This is a genomic window from Herbaspirillum frisingense, assembly GCF_047325095.1.
Taxonomy (GTDB): Bacteria; Pseudomonadota; Gammaproteobacteria; order Burkholderiales; family Burkholderiaceae_D; genus Herbaspirillum; species Herbaspirillum frisingense.
This window is the reverse complement of sequence record NZ_CP168558.1, coordinates 2,760,864-2,772,749: the sequence shown is the minus strand read 5'-3', so window position 1 is coordinate 2,772,749 and position 11,886 is coordinate 2,760,864. Positions and strand designations below refer to the sequence as shown.

The following is an 11,886-nucleotide window of genomic DNA, read 5'->3' as shown; positions in this document are numbered from 1 at the left end:
GCGATGCAGGCTGCCGACTTGATGCTGATTCTGCTGTTCCTGCTGCTGGCCTACGGCGGCCCGTTCTTGCTGGGTTACCTGTATTTCCGGCTGCGGCGCGCACGCTGGCGTGAGTTGCCGGTCGCCGTCGCCGGTCGGACGCGTACCACGGTTCTGCCGCTACTCTGCGTAGCGAGCCTGTTGCTGGCCTTTGTACTGGGCCACCTGCGGGTGTTGAGCTACCCCGGCGCCATCATGCTGTCGATGGTGCTGGGGGCACCGGCGTTCTTTTTCAGTGCCGCCCTCGCACTCAGGGCCAGCCCTCCTTCACCAGAGGACGGGCACTGAATGCATCGGAGCTACAAGCCCCTGGCATTGGCCATCACACTGGCCGTTGCACTGGCTGGCGCCTTGTGCGTCGCGCCGGCAGCAGCGGCCGAGCTGTGCTTCGAACAGGCGGGGACCCGCTATGGCGTGTCCCCGCTAATCCTGCAGGCCATTGCGCAACAGGAGTCGGGCCTGAACCCCAGGGCCCTGCACCGCAATGCCAATGGCACGCGCGACATCGGCATCATGCAGATCAATTCCAGCTGGCTGGGCTTTCTGGCGCGCCATCACATCAGCGAGACCGATCTCCTTGATGCCTGCACCAATATCCACGTCGGCGCCTGGATACTCGGCTCCAATTTCCAGCGCATGGGCGTGAGTTGGGAGGCCGTTGGTGCCTACAACGCCGTCAGCCCAGACAAGCGCGCCCGCTACGCCACCCAGGTTATCGGCCGCCTGCGCCATCTGCTCAAGGACGCCATGTAGCAGCGGTGCCGCTGCGGCCCTCTTTCCCCCTTCAAGGAACACCGCATGCTTATCTTGCCCGACATGTCTTATGACCATCCCCTCGTCGTCTTCTTCATGACGTTGATGATCGGGCTCTGTATCGGCAGCTTTCTGAACGTGGTGATCTACCGCCTGCCCCTGATGCTCGAGGCCGCTTACAGCTCCACCGACAAGGAGGCGTCGCCCGACAGTGAACAGGAGCCGGAGATACCGTCGCCCGCCATGACGCTGGCCTGGCCCGGCTCCCATTGCCCGGCCTGCAAGCGGCCGGTACGTGCTGCCGAAAACATCCCGGTCCTGAGTTACCTCTACCTGCTCGGCCGTTGCGCCGGCTGCAAGACCTACATTCCGGTGCGCTATCCGCTGGTCGAATTGGCCTGCGCCGTGGTGACCGTCGCCACCGCCTGGCACTTCGGCCCGACGATGCAAACCGTAGGGACATGGCTGCTGCTGTGGACGTTGATCGCCCTCTTCTTCATCGACCTCAATCACCAGATCCTGCCGGATTGCCTTACCCAGCCATTGCTCTGGCTGGGGCTGTTCTTCAATTCATTTGCCGCCTTCGTGCCGCTGCGCGATGCCTTCTGGGGTGTGGCTGCGGGATACGCGGCGCTATGGAGCATCTACTGGATCTGCTTCTATTTCACCGGCAAGGAGGGAATGGGCTACGGCGACTTCAAGCTGCTTGCCGCGCTCGGCGCCTGGTTCGGCTGGGGACCGCTGCTGCACATCATCGTGCTGGCGTCCACTGGTGCGGCAGTGGTCGGATTGTGGCAGACGAAAGTGCGCCACCGCGACCCCGACCAGCCCATGGCCTTCGGCCCCTACCTGATTGTCGCGGGCTTGGCGGCTCTGGTCTGGAGGGAGCAACGGTGGCTTGTCCTCTGACGTCATGGAAAAAAGCCTACTCGACTTTCTTCGGACCATCGTCGATGTCGCGCACCCTGCCGTTGCGCGCTCGTTCCAATGGCCGCGCCCGCACAGGAGAGCAAACGATGCTAGGCACTTCTTCATAAAACATCTGATGTATTTCATCAGCGGTTGCCTTGCTGCCGGCTTGACGCTTCTTCTAACGGATCAGCTATTTTTTTCGCCCCGGAGACTTGTCACCATCACCTTGTATATAGCGCCGTTTGCGGTGGCATGTCTCGGCCAGGAGATCGCCCGCTACCGCATGAAATCTGATTCATCTGCGTGCCCACGCAACTATCTTTCGCAGTCGCTCTGGTACTCATCTGGCTTCGCGTCAATCAAGTTTTTCTATTTTTCCGCCCTCTAGCGCAGAACAAAAACCTGAGCTGCGTGGACGCGCCCGTCGATGGCATCTGCTTTGCGGCCATCGTCACCGGCGCATTTCCGGCGCGCTTCCATTCAACCGAAAGGTCAACATGATTGAACAATCCTAGAAAGCATCACACCCCTCATTACGCCATCTTCCGGATTTGATACGCGTCTCAATCCTGTTAATGTCGGGGTCGAGGCCAATTCTGATGGTGGCTACAAAACCCATGGCAATACTAGCCGCTTAGGAAGCGCCGGCAGCAAAAAACTGGCAGCATGGAAGCAGACCCGGGCATCATCGACCCCGGGGCTGCTTCGAGGGCAGGCGCCTCCCTCCTTCCCTCACCCCAGATGCAACTCCAGCATCTCCACCGGCAAACTCCCCAGAATCTCCGCCACGGCGATGCTGCCACCCCGTTCGCCATCAGGCATGGCGCATTCCTCCAGCTGCCCCTGGCCGCTGGTGAGGACGCTGCGCCAGAGTCGCATGCCTTGCCCGGCCACATGCGACAGTGCCTGCGGGAGCGCGATGCTGGTATCGCCCCAGGCCTGGGCAGAGATCAGCGGCAAGGCTTCTTCACGACGTCCTTCGAAGGACAGCAGGTGGCCCGCCAGTCGGGTACAGATGACGACCACCGCCTGCAGGCCCTGCGTTTCATCGCCCTGCTCCGCCGGCAGCAGTCTGGCAAAGGCGATGACGTGGCGCGCCAGCTTGCCATGGGCCGTGAGGGGGACGTATCCACCGTCGGCGAAGAGTGGCGCATGGCGGCGCCGGTACTGCAGCACCGCATGGATCAGTTGCTGCTTGGCGCCGCCGCTCTGCCATTCGCGCAGGGAGACCGGGCGACTGGTGGCCTCGTCCAGGCGACGCGCGCGCAGGGCGAAATCCACCGGTCGGCGATTGTCGGGGTCGACCATGCTCAGGTCCCAGAGCTCGCTACCCTGGTAGAAGTCCGGCACGCCTGGGCTGGCCAGCTTGAGCATGGTTTGCGACAGGCTGTTGATCGCGCCCAGCGGGCCCAGGCGACGTACGAAGTCTTCCAGCTCGGTGAGGAAGGAATGATGGCGCGGGTCCAGTCCGGGGTCGCACAGCAAGGCGCGGGTGAAGCGTTCGCAGGCGTCTTCATAGTCTTGCTGGGGCGCCACCCAGTCGCTGCGCCGCTTGGCTTCCCGCAGGGCCTTGCGCTGCCATTCGATGACGCGTTCGGCCAGTTGGCCCAGGGCGCTCAAGTCGTCGTCGCCGGCACGCATGCCATCGGGCCAGGCACCGACCAGCGTCTGGTAGAGCATGCTTTCGTCGACGGCGTCGATGCCGCCCTGCGGACCGGCGGTGGCCGCGACGATGGGGGCGTTGAGTTGATGCCAGTGGCGCAGCACGGTGGCCCATTCCTCGGCGATCTCGGAGAGTGCGGCCAGGCGCATGCGGGCATCTTCGCCGCGCTTGTGGTCGTGCGTACCGGTGGCCAGGAGGCTGTAGGGCGTCTGTTCGGCGCGGCGCGCAGCCAGCTGGTGGAAGTGCGCCACGGAGAGCGAGAGGTGGGCCGGTTCGGCGCCCACTTCATTGCGCGACAGCAGGCGCCCATAGCGATAGAAGGCGGTGTCTTCCATGGACTTGGCCGTCAGCGGCGGCGTCAGTTGCTGGAAGCGGGCGATGGCGCGCAGTTGCAATGCGCGGCGGCGGGCATCGCTGCTATTGAGCAGGAGGTCCCCGCCCAGCCAGCCTTCCACCACATGCAGCGTCGGGTGGTCGGCGGCGTGCAGGGTGTTCGCCGCCGTGCGGGCGGTGCGGGCCAGCAGTTCACGGTCCGCGGCGGGCATGCCTTCGGCGTTGGCATAGGTGCGATAGACCGGGAAATGCACCAGCAATTCGGCCACGCAGCGACGGATGGACATCAGTGTCAGGTCGCGGGTCTGCGTTGCCGTGCGAGCGAGCTGGTGCAGGCAGTGCGTGAGGGCATTGAATTCGGCGGCGAAATTGCGCACCAGAAAACTGCGGCGCGCCTGCTGCACGATGGTCGGGAAATGGCTGAGCTCGCCCGCTGCATGGCCCTGCATGTAATCCACTGTCGGCGTGACTTCGCCAACGATGTCGCGCCACAGCTCGTCCAACACCGGTTCGCCTTCGCCGTCGTGCAGGACGGCAGCGCACTGGTCCATGAATTCATAGCCGGTGCTGCCATCGAGTGCCCAGCCGGGCGGCAGCATCTCGTCGCCGGCCAGGATTTTTTCGGCGATCAGATAGGGTTCGTGGCCGGGTCGCAGGCTGCGCAGACGCGCCCGCAGGCGCTGGCAATAGGCGGCCGGGTCGGTCAGGCCGTCGATGTGGTCCAGGCGCAGGCCGTCGATGAGACATTCCCCATAGAGGCGGAATATCTCGGCGTGCATGGCCTCGAATACATCCTCGCGTTCGACCCGCATGCCGACCAGTTCGCTGACTTCGAAAAAGCGGCGCCAGTTGATTTCGTCAGCCGCGTTGCGCCAGTAGGCCAGGCGGTAATGCTGGCGTTCCAGCAGTTCGTGCATGGCACTACGTCCATGCGGCTGCACGGCGGAGAAGGCTGCCAGGGCGGCGTCGATATCGGCCAGCACATCGGGGTCGGCGGCCAGGCTGCGCATCAGATTGCAGGCCTCCGCTGCCTGGCGGTACTGCTCGGGGTGACCGGCTTCGACCGCCTGGAAGGCGCTGATGAGCTCCGCCAGACGTGGGCTGCCGGCGGTCTCCAGCACCACCGCGTGGTCTTGCATGGCCAGGGGGAAGACGTTGTCGTGGTGCGCCACATAGAGCTCGCCCCGTTCGGTATCCAGGCGTAGCACCAGTTCGCCGGCTTCCAGTGCCTCGGCATAGGGCTGGCCGAGGAAAGGCAGCAGGACCTTGCCGGCCAGGGCCGGGTCGGCACTGTCCCACTCGATGTCAAACCAGTCGGCGTGGTGGCTGTGACGGCCCCAGCGCAGCACATCCTGCCACCAGGCATTGTGTTGGCCCACGGCCATGTGATTGGGGACGATGTCGACGATCACCCCCATGCCCTTGGCATGCAGGCGCTGGCACAGCTGGCGCAGGCCCTTCTCGCCGCCCAGTTCGGGGTTGATGCGGGTGGCGTCCACCACGTCGTATCCATGGGTGGAACCGGGACGGGCGACCAGGATGGGTGACAGGTAGTAATGGCTGACACCCAGGCGATGGTAGTAATCCACCACCTCGGCGGCATGTTCGAAACGGAAATCGCGATGCAGTTGCAGACGTGCAGTGGCGCGCGGGATGTCATTGCAGTCACTGCGCTCACGGCGGTCACTGCGCTCACGGCGGTCACTGCGGTCACCATGCGGATGGGGTGCGGTCGGGTCGGGCATCAGGTCTCCTTGGGGCCGCAGCCGCGCGCGCGGCGCAGGCGCTCCAGCCTGGCCCGGGCGGCATAGGCGGCAAACAGCTGTGGCGTATCGGCCGGCAGGCGGCGGCGCCAGTTGGGGTGGGGGTCGGTCAGGCCGGGCAGATTGGGTTGCTGGCTCAGGCCGAGGATGTCTTCCACCGGTACCACGGCCAGCGGCGAGGGCGTGGCAGCCACCATGTCCAGTGCGGCGTCGACGGCGATGGCGCAGTCTTCCAGGGTGGCGGGATGGTGTTCTTCAGACACCTCCTCGACGAGGGCCTGTGCCACCTCTGGCAAGGGGCCGCTGGCCCGTCCCTGCTCGACCAGGCTGTGCCACAGCTGGCGGCGGTCCTGGCTGCGCTGTTCCTGCGCGGCGGTCACGCCTTCATCCAGATGGCCGAGGCGGTCGCGCCAGGCGATGTCGGCACCGGACCACCATCCGGCCACGGTGGGCAGGTCGTGCGTGGTCGTCACGGCAATGGCCTGATCCGACCAGTCGGCCGGCGGCAGGAAGCCGGTTTTGTCACGCTGGAACCAGAGCACGCGGATGCCCGCCACGCCCGCCGTATCCAGTGCCTGGTCGAAGCCGGGCGGCACGGTGCCGAGGTCTTCGCCGATGACCACGGCGCGGTGGCGCCAGGATTCCAGCGCAATCAGGCGCAGCAGGTCCTGCTGCGGATAGCTGACGTAGGAACCGGCATCGGCGTCCAGTCCTTGCGGCACCAGCCAGAGGCGGTTCAAGCCAAGCACGTGGTCGATACGCACGCCGCCGCCCTGGGCGAAGCAGGCGCGCAGCATCGCCAGGTAGCCCTGGTAGCCGGTGCGGCGCAGGGCCAGTGGCGAGAACGCGCCCAGCCCCCAGTTCTGGCCTTGCGGGGCCAGGCGGTCCGGCGGCGCGCCCACGGTCAGGCCGGCGGCGATCTCGGCCTGATGGCTCCAGGCCTGGCTGCCGCCATTGTCGGCACCGACGGCGAGGTCGGCGATCAGGCCGATGGGCATGCCGGCATCGCGGGCGGCCTGCTGGGCCTGGCCCAGTTGATGCGCCGCCTGCCATTGCAGGAACAGGTGGAAGTCGATCTCGCCGCCATGTTGCTCGGCGAAGGCGCGCATCTCGGGGGTCTCCGGATGCAGGCCGGCCTGGCCCCATTGGCGCCAGTCACAACTGCCGGCCACGCCTTGCGCGGCCAGGTGCTGGCTATAGGCCTCATACAGCGCATGCGCATGCAGGGCCGCGCCCCCGGCACTCTGGAAGGCCTTGAAAGCGGCCTGATGGTGTGCGTGCTGTCCCTGCCCCGCCTGTTCGGTACGGAATAAGGCGTACAGGCGGCGCAGCAGCGTCAGGCGGTGCGCACCAGCGCGCTGCCAGTCGATCAGGCTGGCCTGCTGCAGGCGCTCATGGGCGGCGATCATTTCCGATCCCCCCTCGGCCAGCACCTGGGCCTGGGCCTCTTCGCCGAGAATGCCGGCAGGGTCGATCAGGAAGGGGTTGAGGAACAGCCGGCTGGAAGGCGAATAGGGGCTGCTGCGACCGGGATCGGCGGCAAACATGGCGTGCAGCGGCGACATCGCCAGGGCTGCCGCGCCGTACTCGGCTGCCATCGGTGCCAGCGCCTTGAGCGCGCCGAAATGCCCGATGCCGCCGTCGCCGTAGATGGTGCGGGCCGGGTTCAGGCTGTCGCTGCGCAGACCATAGACCTGCGCCGCCAGTGCCCAGCCGCGCTCGCTGCCACGGTCGGCCAGGGCGTCGGCGATGGTGTAGCAGCGCGCGGGGGCGATGGCCAGCGTGAGGATATGGCCGGCCACCAGCAGACGGTGATAACCGGGCACCTCAATGGGTGGCAAGGTCGGCGGGCGGTTCAGGTCGGAGGAAATCAGCAGCATCAGGCGTGCGCCGTTTTCCAGCTCCACGCGGCATGACAGGCCGTGCAGGCGCGAATGCATGGGCAGCGCCACCGGCTGGTGCAGCACCCCGGTCAGCAGCGGTGGCAGGTAGCCGACCGCCTGCTGACGATCCAGCTCGGCCAGGCTGTCGCGACAGTCGCCGGGGGTGGCACAGGGCAAGCCCAGTGCGGCCAGGATGGCGCGCAGTGCGTCCTCCTGCACCACCTGCGGCTGGTCGTAGGCATCGGTCCATTGGACGGCGATGCCGGCCTTGCGTGCCAGGCGATAGAGATCGCTTTCCTGGGTGGCCGGGGCCGTGGCCGGGCGGGGCACGGGAGCTGACATTCGGGATGGCGCGGCTTCGCGCATGAGAGTGCTGCTCATGTCGGTCTCCCGATAGGCTGGGTCGACATCGTGTCCGCGGCCGGTTCACGCAGGGCCAGGATGGCGTGCGGCGGGAATGTGCCCTCGGCCAGGGTTTCCAGCACGGCACCACTGTCGAAGAGCACATCGGCGCCAGCCGGATGGGCCAGTTGTTCCAGCGACTCCTGCAGCGGCTGCTCATCCAGGTTGACCGTGATGTTGAGCACGCTGCCGTTGGACAGGCGCCAGCGCGCCTGCACCGCCTTGGGACCGATGGCACGGGCCTCCAGCGCGCGCGCGCCGCGCAGGTAGGGTGCGATATGCAGCTTGCGGATGTGCAGCAGCTCGGCCACGCGGCGCAGGCAAGCCGCCGAACCCGGTGCCGGACCCGGCTCGGGGATGGATGAGACGAAGGTGGCGAAGCTGTTGGGATCGGGAATCTGCTCCAGCAACTGCGGATCGGCGAATTGCGGGAAGCGGGAAAACTCGCGTCGGCGCCCTTCCCGCACGGCCGTGGCCAGGGCCTCGTCCTGATGGCTGGTGAAGTACAGGAAAGGCTGCACGGCGCAGAATTCCTCGCCCATGAACAGCATCGGCAATTGCGGCGCCAGCAGGATCAGGGCCTGCGCGGCATGCAGGGCCAGCGGATGGGCCAGTACGGTGAGCCTTTCACCGAAGGCGCGGTTGCCGATCTGGTCGTGGTTCTGCAGGAAGTTGACGAAGGCCGTAGGCGGGAGCTCGGCGCTGGGTTCGCCGCGGGGCTCACCGGAGTACGGAGAGACCTCGCCCTGGTAGACGAAGCCCTGCTGCAGGCAACGCGCCAGTTTCTCGGCAGGCTGTTCGGCGTAGGCGCTGTAGTAGCCGCCGTCTTCACCGGTCAACAACACATGCAGGACATGGTGTGCGTCGTCATTCCATTGGGCGTCGTAGACATGGCTGGTGCGTGTGCGCACCTCCCCCTGGTCGGGATCGGCGACCTGTTCGCCCTGGCCACCATAGCCCAGCAGATGGGCGGCATTGCCGTCGTGTTCCAGCACCAGGTGGACATGACGTTCGGTGCCGATCTCCTGGCGGATGCGATGGCCCAGGCTGACCAGCCAGTCCGGCTCGCAGATGGCGTGCACGGCATCCAGGCGCAGGCCGTCGAAGCGGTATTCCTGCAGCCAGTAGAGGGCATTGAGGGTAAAGAAATCGGCCACCTCGGGGCGGCGGAAATCGATGGTCGCCCCCCACAGGGTGTTGCTGTCATGCCGGAAGAATTCCGGGGCGTAGCTGTTGAGATAGTTGCCGGCCGGGCCGAAGTGGTTGTACACCACATCGAGGAACACCATCATCCCCAAGCCATGTGCGGTATCGATGAGCGCCTTGAGTTGTTCGGGCGTGCCGTAGCTGGCGTCCGGGGCGAAGGGCAGCACGCCGTCATACCCCCAGTTGTGGGCGCCGGGGAACTCGGCCACCGGCATCAGTTCGATGGCGGTGATGCCCAGCTCGGCCAGCTCCGCCAGGCGCTGCTGGATGCCGGCAAAGCCCCCCATGGCACCGGGATGGAGCTCATAGAGTACCGTTTCTTCCCAGGGCCGGCCTTGCCAGTGCGGGTATTGCCACTGGTAGGCATGGGCATCCACCACCACGCTGGGATCGAAGACGTCCCCGGCCTGCCCGCGCGAGGCCGGATCGGGGACGGTGACTTCGCCCTCCACCTTTGAGTGCAGGACGTAGCGATAGAGGGTGCCGGGTTCGCAGGCGGTGTCCAGTACGTACCAGCCCGGCGCCGCGGAATCGGGTGACATCGGCAGGCGGCCGCCTCCGGTGATCTCCACCGCAGCGGCATCGGCGCCAGGTGCCCAGATGCGAAAACGGACCTGGCCAGGCGCCGTGACCTGGGCGCCAAAAGGCAGCGGCAGCGAAAAGCGGGCCGTCATGCGCGCTCTCCCCATTCATTGCGGGCAATCCATTCATTGGCCGCCAGTGGATAGATGGCCGAGGACAGGTGCAGCGGCCGGTTGGCGAACACCTGCAGGCTGTGGGCCTGTACCTGCACCGTGGCGCTGCCCTGCACCCTTGCTGCGGCACCCTCGCCTTCCGGCATGCCGGTGGGCTGGGCGCTGTCCAGCAGCAGGCAGTATTCGCCTTCGGTGCGCGGGAAGTGGAACTCGATGGGCTCATGGCCGGCATTGACGAAGATCATCAGCACATCCGGGATGGCTTCGGGAATGTCGCCGGGCGCATCGGTATTGGCGGCGTCCTGGATGCGCGAACTCAGCTGCTTGTGCGCCTCCTGACGCTTGCCGGCCAGTTGCAGGGTGATGGCGCGGGCCACCGGATTGTTCCAGTCTTCGCTGGAAACCGGGCGCGCGGCCTCGTCGAACCACGCCACATCCGGCAGGCCATCGGCCACCATCTGCGCGCCATGCAGGAAATAGCTGGCGCGCAGGACCTCGAAGTCGCGGCGGATGGCGGTGACACGGCCCACGAAGGCGGTCAGCGCAGCGCCTTCGGGCGAGCGGGCCTGCTCCCAGTTGATCCAGGAGATCTCATTGTCCTGGCAGTAGGCATTGTTGTTGCCGCCCTGGCTGCGGTTGAATTCGTCACCGGCCAGCAGCATCGGCGTGCCTTGCGCCAGCAGGGTCGAGGCCAGCATGGAGCGTTGCACATTGGCGCGGGTGGCCTGGATGGCGGCATCGTCGGTCTCGCCTTCGGCCCCCCAGTTGTAGCTGGCGTTGTCGTTGTGGCCGTCGTTGTTGTTCTCGCCATTGGCCTCGTTGTGCTTGCCGTTGTAGCTGACCAGGTCACGCAGGGTGAAGCCGTCATGCGAGGCGATGAAGTTGATGCTGGCCCAGGGCTTGCGGCGATGGTGTTCGAACAGCTCGGCCGAACCCAGCATGCGCTGGGCGAAGCCGCCGCGCATGGCCTCGTCGCCTTTCCAGAACTTGCGCATGTCGTCGCGGAACTTGTCGTTCCATTCGCCGAAACGGGCCGGATGGTTACCCAGCTGGTAGCCGCCGGGGCCGATGTCCCAGGGTTCGGAAATGAGCTTCAGGCGCGACAGCACGGGGTCCTGCAGCAGCGCATCGAAGAAACCCGAACCGGGGTCGAAGCCATGCGGCTCGCGCCCCAGGGTGGAACCGAGGTCGAAGCGGAAGCCGTCGATATGGAAGGACTGCGCCCAGTAGCGTAGCGAATCCAGCACCATCTGCAACACCCGAGGGTGTGACAGGTTCAGCGTGTTGCCACAGCCGGTGTCGTTGATGTGATAGCGCTCCTGGCCGGGCATGAGGCGGAAGTAGCTGGCATTATCCAGCCCCCGGAAGGACAGCGTGGGGCCCAGTTCGCTGCCGCAGCTGGTGTGGTTGTAGACGACGTCGAGGATGACCTCGATACCGGCGCTGTGCAGGCGTCGCACGGCCATGCGCAGTTCGTTGGGGTCGCCCATGGACATGTAGGACGGCTCAGGCGCGAAATACGAGAGCGTGCTGTAGCCCCAGTAGTTGCTCAGGCCACGCTCGACCAGGAAACTGTCCTGCAGGAAGGCATGCACCGGCATCAGTTCCAGCGTGGTCACGCCCAGCCGCAGCAGGTGGTCGATGAAGGCCGGATCGGACAGCGCGGCGAAGGTGCCGCGTTCGTGCGGCAGCAGGTCTTCGCGCATCCTGGAGATGCCCTTGACGTGGGCCTCATAGATCACGGTCTTGTTCCACGGCACCTGCGGCAGGCGGTCATGTTCCCAGACGAAGGCGTCTTCGGTGACCATGGCCTTGGGCATGGCCGCGGCGCTGTCGCGCCGGTCGAAGGACAGGTCGGCGCGGGCCGAATGCAGGCGGTAGCCGTAGAGCGCATCGGTCCAGCGCACCTGGCCCACCAGGCGCTTGGCATAGGGGTCCAGCAGCAGCTTGTTGGGATTGAAGCGATGGCCCTTGTTGGGTTCGTAGGGACCATGGGCGCGGAAGCCGTAGACCAGCCCCGGGGCGGCACCAGGCAGGTAACCGTGCCACACCTCGTCGGTGCATTCGGGCAGCTGGATGCGCTTGAGTTCGCGCTTGCCGGAAGGGTCGAACAGGCAGAGATCCATGCGGGTGGCGTTGGCCGAGAACACCGCAAAATTGACCCCCAGGCCATCGGAGCTGGCGCCCAGGGGGTAAGGCAGGCCTGGCATCAGGCGATCAGGAAAGGCGACACTCAT

General features: G+C 66.0%; 7 protein-coding genes. 3 read left to right on the top strand and 4 right to left on the bottom strand.

Translation table 11 applies throughout. From position 1 onward, the window contains the following. Positions 1-3: 3 nt before the first annotated feature. Genes ACEOAC_RS12835 through ACEOAC_RS12825 form a run of 3 tightly spaced genes read left to right on the top strand, consistent with a single transcriptional unit; the run spans position 4 to position 1,701 of the window. A complete protein-coding gene (locus ACEOAC_RS12835) occupies positions 4-327 on the top strand; it encodes a hypothetical protein (protein WP_413445263.1) in 324 nt (107 codons plus the stop codon). Then, positions 328-792 carry a lytic transglycosylase domain-containing protein gene (locus ACEOAC_RS12830; RefSeq protein ID WP_413445262.1) on the top strand — a complete coding sequence of 155 codons (465 nt, stop codon included), beginning with the start codon at positions 328-330 and terminating at the stop codon, positions 790-792. It abuts the gene before it with no gap. Positions 793-837: 45 nt separating this feature from the next. After that, a complete protein-coding gene (locus tag ACEOAC_RS12825) occupies positions 838-1,701 on the top strand; it encodes a prepilin peptidase (RefSeq protein WP_413445261.1) in 864 nt (287 codons plus the stop codon). 735 nt (positions 1,702-2,436) lie between these two features. On the opposite strand, the gene treY is transcribed toward ACEOAC_RS12825, so the two are convergent. From treY to glgX, 4 genes are read right to left on the bottom strand one after another with little or no spacing between them, the layout of a single operon-like run. Next, positions 2,437-5,445, bottom strand: a complete 3,009-nt coding sequence (treY, locus tag ACEOAC_RS12820; RefSeq protein WP_413628370.1) for a malto-oligosyltrehalose synthase — start codon at positions 5,443-5,445, stop codon at positions 2,437-2,439. After that, positions 5,445-7,727 (bottom strand): 4-alpha-glucanotransferase, encoded by a 2,283-nt coding sequence (malQ, locus tag ACEOAC_RS12815; protein WP_413628369.1) that lies wholly within the window; start codon positions 7,725-7,727, stop codon positions 5,445-5,447. The genes treY and malQ overlap by 1 nt, the downstream gene beginning before the upstream one ends. Then, the gene (gene treZ / locus ACEOAC_RS12810) at positions 7,724-9,628 is read right to left on the bottom strand and encodes a malto-oligosyltrehalose trehalohydrolase (RefSeq protein WP_413628368.1); all 1,905 of its coding nucleotides are present in this window, start codon (positions 9,626-9,628) and stop codon (positions 7,724-7,726) included. Before treZ ends, malQ begins: the two co-directional genes overlap by 4 nt. Beyond that, positions 9,625-11,886, bottom strand: a complete 2,262-nt coding sequence (glgX, locus tag ACEOAC_RS12805) for a glycogen debranching protein GlgX (RefSeq protein ID WP_413445189.1) — start codon at positions 11,884-11,886, stop codon at positions 9,625-9,627. Before glgX ends, treZ begins: the two co-directional genes overlap by 4 nt.